The sequence below is a fragment of the Singulisphaera rosea genome, from assembly GCF_054877945.1.
In genome coordinates this window covers 750,593-769,936 of record NZ_JBTYIP020000002.1, presented here as the reverse complement: position 1 = coordinate 769,936, position 19,344 = coordinate 750,593, and the positions used below count along the sequence as shown (strand labels likewise).

General features: G+C 64.4%; 13 protein-coding genes. 7 read left to right on the top strand and 6 right to left on the bottom strand.

The genetic code is table 11. The annotated features are described in order from the left end of the window. Window positions 1–792 precede the first annotated feature (792 nt). From ACYOEI_RS06120 to ACYOEI_RS06095, 6 genes are all read right to left on the bottom strand, one after another. On the bottom strand, window positions 793–1,554 hold the full coding sequence (locus ACYOEI_RS06120) for a Rad52/Rad22 family DNA repair protein (RefSeq protein ID WP_462848460.1): 762 nt from the start codon (window positions 1,552–1,554) through the stop codon (window positions 793–795). A 227-nt stretch (window positions 1,555–1,781) separates the two neighbouring features. Continuing rightward, entirely contained in the window at window positions 1,782–2,069 is a 288-nt protein-coding gene (locus ACYOEI_RS06115) for a hypothetical protein (protein ID WP_462848459.1), read from the bottom strand. Continuing rightward, window positions 2,032–2,895 (bottom strand): hypothetical protein, encoded by an 864-nt coding sequence (locus tag ACYOEI_RS06110; protein WP_462848458.1) that lies wholly within the window; start codon window positions 2,893–2,895, stop codon window positions 2,032–2,034. The genes ACYOEI_RS06115 and ACYOEI_RS06110 overlap by 38 nt, the downstream gene beginning before the upstream one ends. Before the next feature lie 303 nt (window positions 2,896–3,198). Next, window positions 3,199–4,920 carry an apolipoprotein N-acyltransferase gene (gene lnt, locus ACYOEI_RS06105; RefSeq protein ID WP_462848457.1) on the bottom strand — a complete coding sequence of 574 codons (1,722 nt, stop codon included), beginning with the start codon at window positions 4,918–4,920 and terminating at the stop codon, window positions 3,199–3,201. Between the two features lie 245 nt (window positions 4,921–5,165). Then, window positions 5,166–6,380, bottom strand: a complete 1,215-nt coding sequence (locus tag ACYOEI_RS06100) for a molybdopterin molybdotransferase MoeA (protein WP_462848456.1) — start codon at window positions 6,378–6,380, stop codon at window positions 5,166–5,168. Between the two features lie 72 nt (window positions 6,381–6,452). Then, entirely contained in the window at window positions 6,453–7,022 is a 570-nt protein-coding gene (locus ACYOEI_RS06095) for an anthranilate synthase component II (RefSeq protein WP_462848455.1), read from the bottom strand. Window positions 7,023–7,266: 244 nt separating this feature from the next. Between ACYOEI_RS06095 and ACYOEI_RS06090 the strand changes: the two genes are divergently transcribed. The 7 genes from ACYOEI_RS06090 to ACYOEI_RS06060 all read left to right on the top strand — a co-directional run bounded on the left by ACYOEI_RS06090 (window position 7,267) and on the right by ACYOEI_RS06060 (window position 19,325). Further along, window positions 7,267–7,740 (top strand): hypothetical protein, encoded by a 474-nt coding sequence (locus tag ACYOEI_RS06090; protein ID WP_462848454.1) that lies wholly within the window; start codon window positions 7,267–7,269, stop codon window positions 7,738–7,740. Window positions 7,741–8,299: 559 nt separating this feature from the next. Further along, window positions 8,300–9,229: an ABC transporter ATP-binding protein gene (locus ACYOEI_RS06085; RefSeq protein WP_462848453.1), complete on the top strand. Its 930-nt coding sequence runs from the start codon at window positions 8,300–8,302 to the stop codon at window positions 9,227–9,229. 244 nt (window positions 9,230–9,473) lie between these two features. Then, window positions 9,474–11,933 (top strand): ABC transporter permease, encoded by a 2,460-nt coding sequence (locus ACYOEI_RS06080; RefSeq protein WP_462848452.1) that lies wholly within the window; start codon window positions 9,474–9,476, stop codon window positions 11,931–11,933. Next, complete coding sequence (locus ACYOEI_RS06075; protein ID WP_462848451.1) at window positions 11,930–13,411, top strand: hypothetical protein; 1,482 nt, start codon at window positions 11,930–11,932, stop codon at window positions 13,409–13,411. Before ACYOEI_RS06080 ends, ACYOEI_RS06075 begins: the two co-directional genes overlap by 4 nt. Window positions 13,412–14,011: 600 nt before the next feature. Beyond that, a complete protein-coding gene (acnA, locus tag ACYOEI_RS06070) occupies window positions 14,012–16,834 on the top strand; it encodes an aconitate hydratase AcnA (protein WP_462848450.1) in 2,823 nt (940 codons plus the stop codon). Window positions 16,835–17,328: 494 nt separating this feature from the next. Then, window positions 17,329–18,339 (top strand): pyruvate dehydrogenase (acetyl-transferring) E1 component subunit alpha, encoded by a 1,011-nt coding sequence (pdhA, locus tag ACYOEI_RS06065; RefSeq protein WP_462848537.1) that lies wholly within the window; start codon window positions 17,329–17,331, stop codon window positions 18,337–18,339. A gap of 2 nt (window positions 18,340–18,341) precedes the next feature. Then, window positions 18,342–19,325 carry a pyruvate dehydrogenase complex E1 component subunit beta gene (locus tag ACYOEI_RS06060; protein ID WP_462848449.1) on the top strand — a complete coding sequence of 328 codons (984 nt, stop codon included), beginning with the start codon at window positions 18,342–18,344 and terminating at the stop codon, window positions 19,323–19,325. The last annotated feature ends 19 nt before the right edge of the window (window positions 19,326–19,344 follow it).

Sequence of the window (19,344 nt, the reverse complement as noted above, 5' to 3'; positions counted from 1 at the left end):
GTCCCCGAAGTGACTGTTTGGCTCATGTCGCTCCATCAGGTTATCGGCGTTGGAGGTCGCCCGGTCCCAATGAATCGGCGCCAATGGACGGGACGTCAAAATCGTTCCGGGCTTTGGCCTGAGCCTTCCTGGTTCGATGGCCGCGTTCCACCGGGCGTTAACAAGGCCCGACGTAGGCTTCGCCTAAAGTCGCCCAACGATTCGACCCGTGGTCCGGCCGAAAGGAATCCGTCCCGGAGGTTATCCCGATCGTCTCAGCAACGCTCGCACCCGAGAGAGGGGAGGCGAGTCGAGCTGCTCTTCCGATGCGTGCACCGAAACTTAGGACCGTTCCGCGCAGCCTATCTGCAAAAACTTAACCGATTGGGGGAAATGGTGCAATGCCCAGTCCTCGCAAAGCCCGCGTCCTCAACACGTGAGTGTCTCATGGAGCTATGATGCGAGCGTGCTTGAATCGACGGGGAGGAGGCCGGGCCGTGACTTGCCAGGGTATCATGGATTTGAGTCTTGAAGTGATCGTTAGATTCAAAAGGTCATCGCTTGTGGAATGGAATTGATCGAGGGACGGAATCCGTGGCACTCAACGCATGAACAACGAAGCACTCCAGGATTTCGGAACAGCACGATTTTGCCCGATGACCCAAGGCATTTTGCGCCGAGTTCGTCCCGGTTTCATCGCGAACAGATAGGGCTGGGCGAGGTTGGCCGAGCTCGAATGCCCGTGAAACAAAGAATCCCCGGGGACGCCAAGGCGTCGCCCGGGGAACGTCGAGTGTTGCGCGGGGTCGAGTCTCAGTTCGAGAGGGCTTCCTCGAGGGCTTCGGAACTCGCCGATTGCAGGGCGTGGAGCTTACGGCAGGCCTCGGCGTAAGCGAGGCTCACCTGCTCGGCGTCCCAGTCGACGATCCGGCCGGGGAACTCCTGGAGTTTGGCCCAACCATTGAGATACTTTAAAAGCCCGACCGAGTGGCGTTGCTCCTGGTCGCGGGTCCAGGCGAAAAGCGCCTTGCCGCTTCGGGGAGGATTGCCCTGGGTCGAACCGGATTGCTGGTTGTGTGGCGCCACGTTTCGCTGCGTGACGGTGGCGGTCGTCGAACTCGAGGCCGAGGCCGTGGTCGAAGCCGCGGCTGGCGCGGCAACCGCGGCAGGCTCGAGGACATCGGCGGAAGGGGTCCGCTCGCGGACGAACGTCGGGACGCCGTCGCGATAAAGATAGCGGGCCACCCCGAACTTCACCGCGGTCCGCTTGAACGAGTCGCTGTAGCCGGATTTGTCGTCGTCACCCGAGTCGGCCATGCCCGCGTAGCCGCCGGCGTCGGACTTGGTGAGCGTCGATCCGTCCGGAAGTCGGATCGTCAACTCGCAGAGGACCGAGTTTTCGCCAGGCACGTAGCGGTCCCACCAGTTTTCGGGCCCGAGGACGTCATCGAGCCGGTTCATCACGGTCCTGGCCGTGATGTAGCTGAGCTGGCGGCCGCTCTGCGACCGGAGCTTGACTTCGCTGGAATCGAACGGCGCGGCGAGGGCCGCAAAGAGGTCGGGATGTTGGGTCATGAGATAACGCCCCCCGGAGGATCCGTCGTCCCTGATCCGGGACGACGCCCTCGACTGATATCAAACACCGGGTGCAAGACGGTGGCCAGTCAGGCCGTCCAGGATCGCTTCCCCGTAGGGAAACGCTCACAATCGGGCCGCCCATCGACGCACCATCGTCCGCCCGAATCCGCAAACGCTTGCGGTCTCGAGCGGACGATAGTGATTGTAATCAGTCCCGGCGGACATCACAAGTGTACAGTGATCGGAAATACAGGTTTTTCCGAAAAGGCCAGTTGCGCGGCCGAAGGGGCGGGGGTCAGCGAGGCCGAAGCCTTGGTCTTGAACTCGTAGCGCTGGAGGACCAGGATGAGCAGCAGGCAACCTAGTACCATCGCGCCGAGGGCGACTCCCAACAGGGCGACGAAGATGTCGCTCTTCGGAGTTTGGACGAAGATTCCGGGACGGCCGGCGGCGGACCGGCCTCCCGCCGCGGCGTTAGCTCCGCGGGCCGGTGTGGATCGAGTCCGCGACAATGTCCCCCTCCTTAATCTTTCGGCCTTGGACGGTCGTCTTGATCACGCTGGCAACAGCCTGGTCGGGGTCGACGCTGATGACCTGGACTTTACCCAGGTAGACTTCGTTGGGAAGGAGCCGATAGAGCTCGAGAATGTGCCCCGGGACGAGGCCATCATCCGAGCCGATCGAAAGCTCGATACGCTTGTTTGCGGCATCGACCCGAAGGACTCGGCCTTCCACGGTGGGCGGGCTGGCCAACCCTTTGATGTTGGTGATGTTGTCGGAGAGGTTGTGGTCTCGCAGGAGCTGCGAGAACTTCGAGGCACGATCCCGCAAGTCGTCGGCATTCTTCTTGGCGACAGCCAACTCGCGGGTGAGCTGGCGGATGTTGTCGTTCAGCTCGGTCTGCCGCAGTTTGAAGTCATTCGCCTGCTTCTCGACCGCGAGCTTGTCGGCGCGAAGCTGGGTCGTTTCCTTGCGGCTCGCCTCGGCCTCGTCGAGGGCGCTCCTCGAGTTCTGCTGGGCGGTCACCAACTCGCCTCGGGCGGCGGTGATCTCCTTCTGCATCCGGTCGATGTCCGCATTCAACGCGGCGATCTTATCGTCGAGGGTCTTCTTGGTGGCCGCGTCCTGCTCCTTGACCGTCTCGACGTCCTTCTTCAGCGAGTTGATCTCGTCGGTCGCGGTCTTGTTCTTGGCGGTCAGGTCCCGCACTTTCGTGGTTTGCGCGTCGGCCAGCTTTTTCCAGTCCGTCGCCGTGGTGAACACCACGGTGGAGATGCCCAGGAATAAAAGCGCGAAGGCCATGATCACGATCACGAGGATCTTGCCTACGAACGTCATGGTCTCATCCTACCAATCAGAAGTCAGACGGTCGGACAAGCACCCCTGCGTCGTCGCCGCCACGAGTCGAGCGAGCTGTAGGGGCAAGGACCGTACGTGTCCGGAGGAGGAGGTTCGAGTTGTCGATCGCCAGGCGGCCGCCGAACGATCGATGTCCCTTAAAATCAATGTAACTGCGCGAGTCACCGGGCGACAAGCAAGACCGCCGCGAGATTTACTCGTCGCGAAGCTCCAGGTCCGATTACGCCCAAATCTACCTCACGGTTCGATCTCGGGCAAGCATGGCGGCTTGGAGAATTTGGGCTAAGCCGCAATTGTTCGTGTCCGGAGAGGGAGGAGGGCGAGGGGAAGGAGGGCGATCGTGCAGACCAGGCAGGTGAGGCCGAGCCAGTCGCCCCAGGCGGAATAGAAGGTGGATCGGTCGTCGAGCGGAAGGGTTGCGAAGAGGACGTCGGCCGTGTTCTTTCGGATCTGGGAGACGACATTCCCGTTCCCGTCCACCAGGGCCGAGATTCCCGTATTCGCCGCGCGGACGAGCGGGACCCGATTCTCGACCGAACGGAAGACACTGATGGCTAGGTGCATGTCGTGCTCGGACGACTCGTGGAACCAGCCGTCGTTGGAGATGTTCACCACGAAGTCGGGCTGCCGACCATCCTTCGGATTCTTGAAGAACCGGCGCACTGCCTGGGGCACGGTATCCTCGAAGCAGATAGCCGTGGCGAACCGGTATCGACCGAGGTCGAAGGGCGTTGCCTCTGTGCCGAACGTCAGGCTGGGAATATGCCCGTCACGATACGGCGTGAGGACCTGAAGCCAGGGGAAGGTTTCGATCAGGGGGACGTATTCGCCGAACGGGACCAGGTGGATCTTGGCGTACCGCTGGATCGACGGGACCGTCGGCTCGAAGAGTATGGCCGAGTTGAACTTGGCGAATCCGGAATTCTGGAAATGGTACGTGATGGTCCCGATGAGCGTCGGGACCTTCCAGGCGTTGACGAAGCTGTGAATCTGGTTTTCGATCTCGCCCAGGTGGTTCGCCCAGTACGTTCCGGCGTTTTTGCGGCTCGGGTCGAAGACCTTGATCTGCTCTTCGTACATCGAATTCGTTACGCCGGATTCGCGGACGAAGTAGTAGTGAAACGGGTAGGACGTCTCGGGCCAGACGATCATGTCGGGACGGAACGGCCCGCTCAAGGCTTTGGTGATCAACGTCCGGTAGCCGAGGAAAAGGGTGTCCGGGTCGCCCGCGGTCTTCCGACTTTGCTCATAGTTGGATTGGAGCATGGCCACGTTCGGGCCGTCGTGGAACTTGGCCGTCGAGAGCCGAAAAACGCCGTAGGCGACGGTGGCCGTGAGCGCGGTCACGACCACGGCGGCCCGAACGACCTGGGAGCGAACGACTCGGGGGCCATCCGGAGAGGGGGCGAACCGGGGCAAGGTGCACAACTCGACGAGCCAGGCGTTCACGACCGCGATCAGGAGGCTCAGGCCGAGTGCGCCCGAGATGTCGGAGATCTGGATCAAGGGGAGGACGTTGTGCTGGCTGTGCGCCAGGTAATACCAGGGGAATCCCGTGAGGATATGAGCTCGGAGGAATTCGAGACCGACCCAGATCGTGGGGGCCGCGACCATGACCGGAAGCCTGAGACGGAGCACCGCCAGTCGCGCCAGGAGGAGAAAGCCGGGCCACCAGGCGGAAAGGGCGGCCGCCATCACGATCCAGGCGAGCCAGGCGTCGTCGTCCGTCAGTCGGATCCACTCGATCGAGAGCAGCCAGAAGAGCATCCCGCCGGCCCAGGCCCCGAAGTAGGTTGAGATTCGGGATCGCGGGGTCTTGATCAGCAAGAACAGCGGGAACAGCGCGACCCAGGCCAGCCATCCCCAATCGGCCGGGGGAAAGGTCGACCACAGAAGAACGCCCGAGATCAACGCAAGGACGACCGGATGCTGGCGTGGGAGGGCTCGGAGTGGCGAGGCGTCGTCGGCCGCCATGGAGGTCGTCTCCGGAGCTTCGATCGACATGGTCGTACCCTTTCGCGATGACTCGAGAGGGGCAGGGGAGAGGGTTCGGTGAACCCCGGTCGGGTCAACGGTGCCGAACAGGAATTGTCCCGTTCGTCCATTCGATTTCCGAGGGCGAAAATTCGAGCCGAAATCGCCCGGGAGGGACGATTACGGGGACCCTCGACCCGGTTCCTTCTCGGTAGCAGGATGGGCGAGGGGATTGCACGAAGGGGCCGGCGCGGATTGCAAGCTGCGGCCGGATCCTAACCCAACTCGACGAACTCGACAACATCGCCTGCGACGTAGTCCCGGTCTCCGGCCGGGAACACGGCGAAGCCGTCGGCGAGTGCCACCGCCTTCAGGTCGGCCGACCCCGCCCAGTCGAGAGGCTCGAGCGAGAACCCGTTCGATGCCTCCACTCGTCTCGCAGGGTAGTAGGTGGGGCGGTCGCTCGAGTGGTGAAAGGCTCTTGCCAGCGGAAATCGGAGGGGGCTCGGCCGAGTCCGAGCGCGAGCGGCAAGGGCGTCGAGCGCGGGGCGCACGAAGAGGAGGAAGCCGACGATCCCGCTGACCGGATTTCCGGGGAGGCCGAAGACGAGGGTGCCGGGCGCATCGCCTCGACGAGGCCCAACCCCGAACCAGAGAGGCTTCCCGGGCTTCAATCGGACCTTGTGGAAGACGCGGAGGACGCCCCGTCGCTCGAGCGCCCCGGGAACGAGGTCGCGATTTCCCGCCGAAACCCCTCCGGTGACCAACAGCACGTCGGCGGCCAATCCTCGACCTAACGCCTCGTGCAAGACTTCCGGATCGTCCACCGCGATCGGGAGGGCCGCGGCCCCGGCCCCCGAGGACCGCGCGAGCGCCTCGAGCATGGACGCATTCGAGTTGCGAATCTGGCTCGGGCCCGGGACCTGGCCGGGTTCGACCAGCTCGTCGCCGGTCGGCAAGACCAGGACCGAGGGAGGCGGGATGACCAGGACTTCGGTCCGCCCGACCGACGCGAGGAGCCCGACCCTTGCGGGGTTGATCGTCTCCCCCCGTTTCAGGACGACGTCGCCGGCCCGGAGCTCGCGTCCCCGGAGCAGGCGATGCATCCCGACTCGGACCGGCTGCGGGTCGAGGACGACAAGGTCGCCGTCCGTTCGGGAGTTTTCGACCATGATCACGGCGTCCGCCCCTTCCGGGAGTGGTGCACCGGTCATGATCGCCGCGGCCTCGCCGTCTCGGAGAGGTCGCGTGGGCATCCGGCCCGCCGTGATCTCCTCCCCGAGGGTCAGTCGGTACTCGTAAGTGTCCAGGTCGCTCGAACGGACCGCGTATCCGTCGACGAGGGCCTTATCGAAGGGCGGGAGGTCGATATCGGCGAAAACGTCCTCGGCGAGCGAGTCGCCGAGGGCTTCGACGACCCGACGTCGTTTCGGCGGGAGTGGCGCCGATCGCTCCAGGACCGCCGCGAGCGCTTCGTCGACCGTGAGCATCCGCCTTGACCTCGAGTTCGAGCTTCCGGAGATGATCCAAAGGGCCGCTCGGGGCAGGCCAGACGTCCCGAGTCAGCGACCGATGAAGTTGCGGAGGAGCTTGGTCCCCTCCTGAGTCAGGAAGCTCTCCGGGTGATACTGGACCCCTTCGAGCGGGTACGACTTGTGGCGCACCCCCATGATCTCGTTCTGGTCGGTCCACGCGACGACTTCGAGTTCGGGCGGGAGCGTGTCTGGCTTGATCACGAGGCTGTGATATCGGGTCGCCTCGAACGGGTTTGAGAGCCCGCGGTAGAGCCCTTTACCGTCGTGGTGGATCAGCGACGTCTTCCCGTGCATGATGCGGTCGGCGCGGACGACCTGGGCGCCGAAGGTGTGTCCGATGCACTGGTGTCCGAGGCAGACGCCGAGGAGGGGGAGCCTGGATGCGAAGTGCCTGACGACTTCGTTGGAAATGCCCGCTTCGAGGGGCGTGCAAGGGCCTGGCGAGATGATGAGGTGGGTCGGCCGGCTCGCCTCGATCTGTTCGATGGTGACCTGGTCATTGCGGACCACGAGGAGGTCAAGGCCGGGGTCGATCTCGCCGAGACGCTGGACGAGGTTGTATGTGAACGAGTCGTAATTGTCGATCAGGACGATCATATCGAATCCAACGGGCCGGGGCCGCTTGCGACAATCCTCATCCTAGGATCGTAGCGTTTTTCCGGAACTATCGGAAGGGAATCCGAGCGGGAATAGCCGCACGGATCCCGAAGGCGCGGGTAGATTTCGGGGTGACTGGCCGAGGGCGTGGCGAGGGCGTGCGTATGCGCCGGTCGGCACCTTGGCCGACCGGATCCGGCCGGTTGTATCGGCCCGGCCTCGGTCCGAGTAGGAGGTTTCCCTGATGACGTCCACGATCGCCTCGGTGGCCCTGGCATTGGCGATGAGCGCGACGGGCGGGGCCTTCCGCCATAACCCCCCTTCGGCACGAGTCCTCCCGCCGGGCCCGGGCAACGGCCACGGCTTCCGCAACGGCAACCCCGACGGCTACGGCTGGTTCGACTATAGCGGATGGCTGCCCCTCGGGGCCGACCGGACGGGCGAATATTACTTCCAGCGACACTGGGCCTATCCGCCCGACCAGATGTTCATGTCGACGTATTACAACCCCTACCTGACGAGGGGACAGCGTTTCATCCCCTACGCCGGGTGCGGCGGCGAACACCCGATGGGCGGCCCCCCGACCGGTCGGGTCGACTCGCCCGTCCACCCCTATGCCGAGACCCTGGGCTCGGGCCCCGGTGTCCAGATCCCCGCCTTCACCGGTCGCGTGGAGGCCCCGACGATCAACTCAGGCGGCAGCGGCCTGACTCCTTGAGTTCCAGGCTCTCGGCCGAGGTTGCACTCGGAGCGGCTTCGGTGTCACCCGATCCCCGAATTTCGCCCCGACCGGTGGTGCCTGAGGCGTTCGATCGCCCCGAGGCCCGCGGGTCGGGGCGTTCGTCATTGTTGAATCGGGCGGGTTGCAACGGAGCCTCCGCCGACCGGGAGAATCCTCGAAAACACTCGAACTCCCCTGCTTGCCAAGCGATTGACCTTTTCTTTACCATGATGGGCCCGGGGTCTCGACGAGGGTTTCGTACCCGTCGACGAGGCCTCGGGCTGTTCCATGCCTCCGGGCGGCCCACAAATCGGACAGGTTCGAAGAAAAATCTTTCGAACCCTTCCGGGTTGAGGTTCGTAGGACCGGCGGCCCCGGACTGCGTCCCGGCTCCCGTCGAACGTTCGTGCCGCTCGCCATCGTGAACTCATTCGATCCGTAGTACGCCGGACGTACGAATCCGGTCCCAACGCTCGGCCGACCCTCCGAGTGTGTCGCCGCCGGCAAGGCTCCTTCGGATTTTTCCTCCCGATTCTTAGCACAAGGCGCCCTCGTGATGAGCCGTGACGTCATTATCGAGACCCGGAACCTGACCAAGGTCTATCGCGACTTCTGGGGACGCCCGAAGGTCCAGGCGCTCAAGGCGCTCGACCTCCAGGTCGAACGCGGCGAGATCTTCGGTGTGCTCGGGCCGAACGGCTCGGGCAAGACCACCACGATCAAGCTGCTCCTCGGCCTGCTCTTCCCGACCGAAGGCGACGCGCTCATCTTCAACGAGCCGACGACCAACGTGGCGAAGAACGAGCGGATCGGGTACCTCCCCGAAGAGTCGTACCTCTACAAGTTCCTCAACGCCGAAGAGACGCTCCACTTCTACGGCCGGCTCTTCAAGATCTCGAAGGCCGACCGGACCAAGCGGGTCGGCAGCCTGATCGAGATGGTCGGACTGAGCGCCGCCAAGCATCGCCAGCTTCGCGAATATTCGAAGGGTATGCAGCGCCGGATCGGGTTGGCGCAGGCCCTGATCAACAACCCCGAGCTCATCCTCCTCGACGAGCCGACCTCGGGCCTCGACCCGATCGGCACCGCCGAGATCAAGGAGTTGATCCGCGACCTCCGCGCCCAGGGCAAGACCATCGTCCTCTCGGGTCACCTCCTCGCGGACATGCAGGACATCTGCGATCGGATCGCGATCTTGCACCGCGGCGAGCTCAAGGAGATGGGCAAGGTCACCGACCTCCTCACGGTCCAGGACATCACCCAGGTCAAGACCCGCGACCTGCCCGAGTCCGCCTTGCAGGAGATCCGCGAGGTCATCGCCCGACACGGCGCCGAGCTCGTCTCTGTCGACCACCCGACCACCACCCTGGAAGAGCTCTTCCTGCGAATTGTCCGCGAGAGCGACCTGCACCCGGGCCGTCGCCGGGTCGCCGAGCCGGGTCGGCCGGCCCCGGACGCGCTCGCCGGGGCGAAGACCAAGCCCTGAGTCGCATTTCGCCGGTCCCGGTCCGCTCGCATCCCAATGTCGGGCGTTACCCCGCTGCGGACCGGCCCTCCGCCCGCCGAAAATCGACCAACGCGAGTGGATCCCGGGCGTCGACCACGCCCGGCGGTCCTCGCGAGGTGTCACCTGTGCGGAATGACCTCGCGCCGGATCACCCTTGATACACGATCCGTCATCTCCGGACCGGCCCCGGACTTAGCCCCGCGCCTCAGGAGCTTTTTCTCCAATGTCCGCGCTCTTATCTCTTCCACTGCTCTGGTCGCAGTCGGTCCTGCCCGGGATCCCGGACCAGTTTCGGGCCCCGGTGCTCTGGCTCCTCGTCTTCGGCGAGCCCTCGGTGACGATCCCAGGCCTCTTCGGGGCGCTGATCGACTGGGTCAAGATCCTTAGCCTGTTCTGCCTCCTCGGCTGGGTCGCCTCCTGGGTCTCGACCGCCCTCAAGGAGCGGACGATCTCGAAAAGCAAGTGGCTTAATGCCGCCGTCCTCGCCTCCTTGATCGTGGGACTCATCGCGATCGTCGTACGCGTCGTCGAAGCCTCGGGGACCGCGGGGAACATCTACAAGGTTGGAGGCTACCCCGTTGTCACGGGGCTGGCCATCCTCTGCGGACTCCTCGCGTTCCTCTGGATCGAGACCGCCCTCTGGAGCACGATTCGAAGGCTGGGAAAGTCGACGGACCTGCTCGTCCTCCTGGGGATCCACGTCGGGCTCGTGCTCGGCATCGGGATCGGGGTCTACATGCAGCAGGCGAGCAAGAGCGTTCCCCTGCCTGAAGGGACCACACAATACATGTCGCTGGGGCAGGGCATCTCCAGCGGTGCCCGCCTCAGCGCGACGTACATGGGCTATGTCGTCTTGCTCCGCGTCCTCGGACTCGTCATCTCGGAGGTCGTCGCCGTCCGTTGGCGTCGCCTCTACGCGATCGCAAAGCTGAGCGTGATCGAGGCGACCCGGCGGATGTGGGCTCCCTGGGTCGTGATCACCGTCTTCCTCGTCGTGCTCGCGTTCACCCACTGGTTCCTCCAGCCGCCTCGAGCGGCCGAGATGGGCCGGCTTTTCGTCGGGACGCTCTCGTTGCTCTGCTCGCTGCTGTTGACGGTCATGATCACGATCTTGACCCCCCTCAGCCTCCCGCAGGACATTCAGCAGCAGACGATCTATACGGTTGTCTCCAAGCCCGTACGCCGGATCGAGCTGATCTGGGGCCGGATGCTCGGCTTCATGGCGATCGTCACCTTCCTGGTCGCCATCTTCGGCGGGATCAGCCTGCTCTACCTCTGGCGGACGATCTACACCGGTACGATCGTGGCGACCGAGGAGCGGGCCCAGAAGGCCGAGGAGAAAGGCAGGACGGCCGAAGCCAACCACCTCCGTGAGGAAGCCTTCCAGCTCCGGAACCGGATGTCGGCTCGCGAGCCGATCCGAGGGTCTTTGACGTTCCTCGACTCCCGAGGCACCTCGCACGTCCGAGGCATCGACGTCGGTCAGGAACAGTCGATGCGCGAGCCCAGGAGCCACATCGAAGGTGCGACCCCCGCCGCCGCGATCTGGCAGTTCGGCATCGTCCAGGACCCTTATCAACCGGGCGTGTACATCAACCGTCAGATCCCCGTCGACCGCCTGCTGCGGGCCGACTCGGTCGAAGGCCTGCTGAACGCCGTCAACGAGCTGAAGGGCCAGATCAACGAGACTCAACGTAAGCAGGCGAACCCCAAACTCTCCCCGGACGAAGGGCGCAAGCTGAGCGACAGTTTGGCCCGAGACCGCGAGTCGTTGAAGTCGGCCGAGTCCGACTACAACAAGCTCCTCGCCGAATCCAACGGGCTCGAGAAGAAGGCCGCCGCGGCAGACGCCGCCAAGAACAAGGCCGAGGCGGACTCGCTCCGGAATCAGGTCCGGGCGCTCCACTCCGACGATATCCCCGTCGAAATGAACTTCAACGTCTACCGGACCACGAAGGGGAAGATCGGCGAGCCGGTCTACGCGGAAATCACCGTCACCAACCCCGGCAGCCTGGACAAGCCTTACAGCAACATCATCCCGATCCGCGAGTATTACACGAATCGGCACTACCTCCCCGCCCGCTATCTCGCCGGTTCCCGAGGTTTCTTGCGGATCGAAGTCCGCTGCCTCAGCCCGACCCAGTATCTGGGCATGGCCGAGAGCGACCTCTACGTGCTCGCCCACGCCGGTGACTTCGGCACGAACTACATGAAGGGCCTCTTCGGCGTCTGGCTCCAGGCGATGGTCCTTACGGCGATCGGCGTCTTCGCGGGCACCTTCCTGAGCTGGCCGGTGGCGCTCTTGACGACCATCGCGTTCTTCATCGCCGGCCAGGTGGCGTTCGCGTTCCTCCTCGACTTCAGCCGTCAGAGCCTCCTCGGCGGCGGCCCGTTCGAGTCGTTGATCCGCCTGCTGACCCACGATAACCAGATGTCGGACCTTGCCCCGACCATGGCGGTCGTCACGGCTCAGACCTTCGATTCGATCCTGATGCCGGTGATGTCACGTCTCGTCTATGTCGTCCCGAACTTCGCGGCGCTCGACGTGAGCAACACCGTGGCCGAAGGATATGTCGTCCGCTGGTCGCTCCTGGCCACGAACTTCTTCCTGGCCCTCGCCTACGCCTTGCCCTTCTCCATCGCCGGATATTTCATCCTGAAGAATCGGGAGGTCGCCGCATGAGGTCGAACAACACTCGCAAGATCATCTACGGCCTGATCATCGTCGCCATCTTCGGCGCGATGATCCCGTACACGAACTGGTTGAACGAAGAGAAGCGGCGCAAGGACCTCGGCGAAGCGGCGATGGGCCAGGTCGACACGGGCAGCTTCATGCTGAAGCTCGCCCTGCTCGGCGGTGCCCGCGGTATCGCGGCCAACGTCCTCTGGACTCGCGCCGAGGAGCTGAAGCGCGAGCAGGACTGGGATCGGATGAAGGCGACCGTCGACCTCATCACGAAGCTCCAGCCCCACTTCCTCTCGGTCTGGACCTTCCAGGGCTGGAACCTGGCGTACAACGTCTCCGTCGAGTGGGACGCCCCCGACGACAAGTACGACTGGATCAAGAAGGGGATCCAGTTCCTCCAGGAAGGGGTCAAGAAGAACCAGAAGTCGCCCGACCTCGTGTGGGACACCGCCTGGACTTACTACCACAAGCTCGGGTTTTCGGACGAGAGCATCATCCTCCGTCGCCTCTTCCGCGACGACGAGGATGAAGTGTTCAAGACCTACGTCGACTACTCCGACCCGCAACGGACGGTGGTCGTGGGCAACGACAACTTCAAACTCGGCTTCGGCTGGTTCAGCAAGGCGGTGGCGCTGGTCGATGACGGTGAGACGCGATTGGCGACCGGGACGGAAGCCGGGCTCGACGAAGCCGGGCTCGAGTATGTCGACGCCATGCCGCAGCGGAAAGGTCGCCCCGGTGACCTCGCGTTCCGGTCGATGCCCGCTCACGCCCAGACCCGCTATGCGGCGGGGCTCGAGAAGATGAGCATTCTCGACATCCCCGCGACCTTCGGCGAGGTTGCCAAGAACGAGTGGGCCAAGTCGCTCGCCGAGTGGGTCAAGTTCGGCTCGTACGTCTTCATCACGCCGAATCGCGTCCTCGTCGCCGACGGCACCTATCAGACCGAGAAGGTGAAGATCGACGACCAGACCAACTTGCCCCTGTTCGCCAAGCTTTCTGAGAATCAAAAGCACTGGTCGAACCGCTGGGGCGACCAGATGAATTATCGTTACTGGAAAGACCGCTCGATGGCCGAAATGACCAATGAGGGCGTTCGGGCTCGTCAGTTGTTCTACGAAGGGACCCTGGCCTACAAGGTCGCCGATCCCGCCAAGGCGGCGGAAAAGTTCCGCGAAGGGCTCGACATCTGGGACAAGCTCCTCAAGGAACACCCCGACTATCGGAACGACGACTTCAATAAGAAGGACACCGGCCTGATCGTCAAGCGGTACGTCCTGTCGCTCCGCCAGTTGAGCGAGCCCGAGCCGAGCGACTACCCGTTCAAGGACCTCCTCAAGGGTGCCCAGCAGGATACGACGCTCGACCCGTTCGACGCCTTCGAAATGCTCGGCCCCGCGCAGACGAGGGCGAACCGGGTTCCTGGTCAGACCAAGGGTGCTCAGCCCCAGCCTGCCAAGCCCAAGACTCCGTGACCTACCCTGTCGAGCCGTCCGGCCCGTGCCTGACGGCTCGAGCTCAGCGGTAATCACAACGCCGATGACCGTTGATCGCGTCGGACGACCGCACCCCAATCGGAGGCGGCCGTCCGATTTTCACGTTGGGTCCCGCTATAAGGCTTTCGAGTGTTCCGCGGCCGCATTAAGACTCTCGCCCTCGTTCCCACCGTCCTCGTGGGAATGCCGTCTTCGACGCTCCTCGTCGGAATTTCGAGCCAGAGTATCGTTTGGGGAGCGACCCCACGAGAGTCGGGCTTTCGTCCTTAAAACAACGCCCATGGCTTTCAGAGTGGCAGACGCCTTTCACGGTCGCCGGGCATGGATGGCCCCTCTCGCGAGTCGAGAAAGACGCCACGAACCGAGAGTGGCTGCCGGCATGAAGATGTAATCGTCATGATGGCGTAACGATGTGATCTTTGAAGTCCTGGACAATGGACCATTGACAAGGTGCGGGGCGAGTTCGGCGGCGGGCGGTTGAAACCCGATTCCGTGCGCCGGATGATGGAGGGGAGCAGGCCCCGATCCCTTCCCCCCGCGATCGACTGAGAGAACTCCGGCCCAAGGTTAAAGATTCCGATGCCCAACAGCTTCCAATCGCTCTCGACGCTCAAGGTGGACGACCGGTCCTACCGAATCTTCAAGCTCGGCGCCCTGGAGGCGGCGGGGCACGACCTCAGTCGACTGCCGTTCTCGTTGAAGATCCTGCTGGAAAACCTGCTCCGCAACGAAGACGGCACGACGGTGACCGCCGACGACATCAAGGGGCTGGCCAACTGGGATCCGAAGGCGGTCCCCTCGCGCGAGATCGCGTTCCGCCCGAGCCGCGTCCTCTTGCAGGACTTCACGGGGGTGCCGGCCGTCGTCGACCTGGCCGCGATGCGGGACGCGATGGAGCGGATGGGGGGGGACCCGAAGAAGATCAACCCGCTCCAGCCGGTCGAGCTCGTCATCGACCACTCGGTGCAGGTCGATGAAGCCGGGACCGCCCGGGCGTTTCAGACCAACGCGGAGCTCGAGTTTCAGCGGAATCGGGAACGGTACGCATTCCTCCGCTGGGGGCAGACCGGATTCAAGAATTTCCGCGTCGTTCCCCCGGACACGGGAATTGTCCACCAGGTCAACCTCGAATACCTCGCGCGGGTGGTCTTCACCTCGACCGACGTCGAGGCCGGCTCGGACGAAGGCCACCCCGTGGCCTATCCCGACACCCTGGTCGGGACCGACTCGCACACGACGATGATCAACGGCCTGGGCGTCCTGGGTTGGGGCGTCGGCGGGATCGAGGCCGAGGCGGCGATGCTCGGCCAGCCGGTGTCGATGCTCGTGCCCCAGGTCGTCGGGTTCAAGTTCGTCGGTTCACTCCGCGAAGGGGCGACCGCGACCGACCTGGTGCTGACGGTCACCGAGATGCTCCGACGTAAAGGGGTGGTCGGGAAGTTCGTCGAATATTACGGCGACGGGCTGGCCAACCTCCCGCTCGCCGACCGGGCCACGATCGCGAACATGGCCCCCGAGTACGGGGCGACCTGCGGGATCTTCCCCGTCGACGCGGAGACGCTCCACTACCTCGAGCTCTCGGGCCGCCCCGCCTCGCTCGTCCGGCTGGTCGAGGCCTACTGCAAGGAACAGGGGCTGTTCCACGCCCCTGGGGCGCCGGAAGCCCACTACTCCGACACCCTCGAGCTCGACCTCTCGACGGTCGAGCCGAGCCTGGCGGGTCCCAAGCGGCCCCAGGACCGCGTGGCCTTGCACGCGGCGAAGGAATCGTTCAACCACGCCTTGAAGGTGATGCTCGAGAGCCGTCCCGCCAAGCCGGCCGCGGTGCGGGCTTCCGGCGACCAGACGACCGACATCAAGAGCGAGCATCGGCTGGAAGGTGAAGGCGGAGGAGGCATGGCGGTCGGCGTCGAAGACCCGACCGCCCCGGCCGCCGCGTACCGGCCCCTTCGCGGTGGGTACATCGAGCATGGCTCGGTCGTGATCGCCGCGATCACGAGCTGCACGAACACCTCGAATCCCTCGGTCATGGTCGCCGCCGGCCTGCTCGCCAAGAAGGCCGTCGAACGAGGCCTGTCGACCAAGCCCTGGGTCAAGGCGAGCCTCGCCCCCGGCTCCAAGGTCGTCACCGACTACCTCGCCGACGCGGGGCTCGACACCGCCCTCGACGCGCTCCGGTTCAACCTCGTCGGCTACGGCTGCACGACCTGCATCGGCAACTCGGGCCCCTTGTCGCTCGAGATCTCCAAGGCGATCCACGACGACGACCTCGTGACGGTCTCGGTCCTCTCGGGCAACCGGAACTTCGAGGGGCGGATCAACTCCGAGGTCCGGGCGAACTACCTCGCGTCACCGCCGCTGGTCGTCGCCTACGCCCTCGCCGGGACGATGAACATCGACCTGGTCAACGAGCCGATCGGCGAGGATCCCGCCGGCAAGCTCGTCTACCTGAAGGACATCTGGCCGACCCAGAAAGAGGTCCAGGACACGATCCTGAAGTCGGTCCGCCGCGAGATGTACGAGAAGGAGTACGGGGAGGTCTTCCAGGGCGACGAGCACTGGAGCTCGCTCCCGTTCCCGGAAGGCGACCTGTATGTGTGGGACGACTCTTCGACTTACGTCAAGAACCCGCCCTACTTCATCGGGATGCCCGAGCAGCCACCGGGGGTGACCGAGATCACGAAGGCGAGGGCCCTGGCGGTCCTGGGCGACAGCATCACGACCGACCACATCTCGCCCGCGGGCTCGATCAAGGTCCAAAGCCCGGCGGGCCGCTACCTCACGGAACATGGGGTCGATGTCGCCGACTTCAACTCCTACGGTTCGCGACGAGGCAACCATGAGGTGATGGTCCGAGGGACGTTCGCGAACGTCCGGCTCAAAAACAAGCTCGCACCTGGGACCGAGGGAGGTGTCACCCGATACCTGCCCGATGGCGAGGTCACGTCGATCTTCGAGGCCTCGGAACGCTACCAGGCCGAGGGGGTCCCGCTGGTCATCCTGGCGGGTAAGGAGTATGGCTCCGGCTCGTCCCGAGACTGGGCCGCCAAGGGGCCGAAGCTCCTGGGTATTCGCGCCGTGATCGCGGAGAGCTACGAGCGGATTCACCGCTCGAACCTCGTCGGCATGGGGATCCTCCCCCTCCAGTTTGGCGCGGGTGATAACGTGGAGAGCCTGGGGCTGACCGGCGAGGAACTTTTCTCGATCGAGGGTCTCGCGGACGGGGTCGCCAACGACTTCGCCGGCGGCCGGGAGGTGACCGTCGTGGCCGAACGGGCCGACGGGGGTGTACGGCGATTCAACGCCACCGTACGGATCGACACGCCCCAAGAAATCCGTTACTATGAGCACGGTGGGATCTTACCCTACGTCCTGAGGCAACTCCTCTCCGAGCGAGGTTGAGCTCAACCTCCTCGATGCCGGACGCAAGGGATGTCCAGGACCTCGAGAGCCCTCGGCGATCGTTGGGTTTTCGAGGTTGGACGACCGATATGACTAAGGGCCGCGCTGGGCGATGACCGTTCCTCGGTCGGCCCCACCGGCCTGATCGAGGCTCGGCACGCCATCGGCTGTGCCGGTCCCTGGCCCGTTTTCACGAACTTTTCCGAGCCTGCCTGGCTTGGAGTTGCGATCATTCGGTAAGATACGTCGGTCGATAGAGTCTCAATACTCCCCCCTCTCCGCCGACCGACGAGAGGACACGGATGTTCGCAGGGCTCGCCAGGCTGGTCAAGCAGGTGGCGCTTCGTGGATGGCGCCCGGCCCCCGCGACGGCCGGTTGGTCCTGGGATCGAGCCGAAGACTCCCCCGAACCGATCCACCCCCACGTTGCCGCGCCGGCCCGCGACGTTCCCCGGCAAACGCCCGGCCCCGGAACTACTCAGGAGTTGCACGACATGTCGCAAGTGCAGACCGAAGCCAAGCCGATCGTTACGCGAAACCAGGCGTTGGGCTGGCTGCGGCAGATGATGTTGATCCGCCGGTTCGAAGAACGGGCGGAGATGATGTACCAGAAGGGGCGGATCGGCGGCTTCTTCCATCAATACAGCGGACAGGAGCCGGTCGCGGTCGGTTCGATCGGCGTGCTCCGCGAAGATGATTACGTCATCACCGCGTATCGTGACCATGGCCATGCCTTGGCCCGCGGTATGGAAGCGAAGCCGGCGATGGCCGAGCTCCTCGGGAAGGTCACGGGCTGCTCCAAAGGCAAGGGCGGCTCGATGCACTTCTTCGACGCCGAGAAGGGCTTCCTCGGCGGCCACGCGATCGTCGGCAGCCACATCCCGCTCGCCGCCGGCGTCGCCCACGCCATCCAGTACAAGGGGGGCGACCAGGTCTGCCTCTGCTACTTCGGCGACGGGGCGATCAACCAGGGGTCGTTCCACGAAGCCCTGAACATGGCGGCGATGTGGAAGCTGCCCGTGATTTACATCGTCGAGAACAACCGGTACGCGATGGGGACCTCCCTCGCCCGCTCCTCGTCGTTGCTCGACCTCACAATCCGAGGCGCGACGGCCTTCGGCATCCCCGGCGTCTCGATCAACGGCAATGATATCGAGTTGATGGCCAAGACCACCCGCGAGGCCGTGAATCGGGCCCGGGCCGGCCACGGCCCCACCTTCATCGATGCCCAGACGTATCGGTTCAAGGGGCACTCGATCAGCGACCCCGCCAAGTACCGCCTCAAAGAAGAGCTCGACGAGGCCCACCGGAACGACCCGATCCTCGTCTACCAGAGCGTCCTGAAAGAGCGGGGCTGGCTCGACGACGCCACGATCGAACGCTTCACCGAGGAGGTGAAGGCCGAGATCGAGGAGAGCATCGAGTTCGCCGAGCAGAGCGAGGATCCTTCGCTCGACGCCCTCTACGAGGACATTTCCTCCGCCCCGTTCATCCCGCAGGAGTGACCATGCCGGCCCTTTTCTTCCGCGAAGCCCTGAATGAGGCCATGTCCGAGGAGATGGAACGCGACGAGCGCGTGTTCCTGATGGGCGAAGAGGTCGCCGAGTTCGATGGCGCCTACAAGGTCAGCCAGGGGATGCTCAAGCGTTTCGGGCCGAAGCGGGTCATCGATACGCCCATCTCCGAAGAAGGCTTCACCGGGATGGGCATCGGTGCCGCGATGGTCGGCCTCCGGCCGATCGTCGAGTTCATGACCTTCAGCTTCAGCCTCGTCGCGATCGACCAGATCGTGAACAACGCCGCCAACGTGCGGTACATGAGCGGCGGCCAGTTCGCCGTCCCGATCGTGTTCCGCGGCAGCTCTGGGATGGCCGGTTGCCTCGCCGCCACGCACTCGCACCGGCTCGAGGCGTGGTACGCCCAGATTCCGGGGCTCACCGTCGTCCTCCCCGCCACGCCCGCCGACGCCAAGGGCTTGCTCAAGAGCGCGATCCGGTCCGACGACCCCGTCGTCTTCATCGAGCACGAGCGGCTCTATGGCGACAAGGGTGAAGTCCCCGAAGGCGAGCACCTCGTCCCCATCGGCAAGGCCGACATCAAGCGGCCCGGTTCCGACGTGACGCTGATCACCTACTCGCGGTCCCTCAAGGCCACGCTCGCCGCGGCCGAGAAGTTGGCCGAGGAAGGGATCGACGCCGAGGTCATCGACCTCCGGACGATCCGCCCGCTCGACATGGACACGCTCCTCACCTCGGTCGTCAAGACCCACCGCGCCGTGATCGTCGAAGAAGACTGGCCCTACTGCGGGATCGGTGCGGGCATTTCCGACCGGATCATGCAGGTCGCCTTCGACGAGCTCGATGCACCGATCCGTCGCGTCGCCAGCAAAGATGCACCGATCCCCTATAATCGGGAGTTGGAAGCCTCGATGCTGCCCTCGGTCGAACGGATCGTGGCCCAGGTCCACGACGTCCTCTACAAGAAGAAATAACCGGGCCCACACGCGGGAG

What these genes read in the sequence shown, in the direction of transcription:
- ACYOEI_RS06080 (WP_462848452.1), top strand. Translation starts at nt 9,474, where the DNA reads ATGTCCGCGCTCTTATCTCTTCCACTGCTCTGGTCGCAGTCGGTCCTG.
- ACYOEI_RS06075 (WP_462848451.1), top strand. Translation starts at nt 11,930, where the DNA reads ATGAGGTCGAACAACACTCGCAAGATCATCTACGGCCTGATCATCGTC.
- ACYOEI_RS06095 (WP_462848455.1), bottom strand. Translation starts at nt 7,022, where the DNA reads ATGATCGTCCTGATCGACAATTACGACTCGTTCACATACAACCTCGTC.
- ACYOEI_RS06100 (WP_462848456.1), bottom strand. Translation starts at nt 6,380, where the DNA reads ATGCTCACGGTCGACGAAGCGCTCGCGGCGGTCCTGGAGCGATCGGCG.
- lnt (WP_462848457.1), bottom strand. Translation starts at nt 4,920, where the DNA reads ATGTCGATCGAAGCTCCGGAGACGACCTCCATGGCGGCCGACGACGCC.
- ACYOEI_RS06110 (WP_462848458.1), bottom strand. Translation starts at nt 2,895, where the DNA reads ATGACGTTCGTAGGCAAGATCCTCGTGATCGTGATCATGGCCTTCGCG.
- ACYOEI_RS06090 (WP_462848454.1), top strand. Translation starts at nt 7,267, where the DNA reads ATGACGTCCACGATCGCCTCGGTGGCCCTGGCATTGGCGATGAGCGCG.
- acnA (WP_462848450.1), top strand. Translation starts at nt 14,012, where the DNA reads ATGCCCAACAGCTTCCAATCGCTCTCGACGCTCAAGGTGGACGACCGG.
- ACYOEI_RS06060 (WP_462848449.1), top strand. Translation starts at nt 18,342, where the DNA reads ATGCCGGCCCTTTTCTTCCGCGAAGCCCTGAATGAGGCCATGTCCGAG.
- pdhA (WP_462848537.1), top strand. Translation starts at nt 17,329, where the DNA reads ATGTCGCAAGTGCAGACCGAAGCCAAGCCGATCGTTACGCGAAACCAG.
- ACYOEI_RS06120 (WP_462848460.1), bottom strand. Translation starts at nt 1,554, where the DNA reads ATGACCCAACATCCCGACCTCTTTGCGGCCCTCGCCGCGCCGTTCGAT.
- ACYOEI_RS06085 (WP_462848453.1), top strand. Translation starts at nt 8,300, where the DNA reads ATGAGCCGTGACGTCATTATCGAGACCCGGAACCTGACCAAGGTCTAT.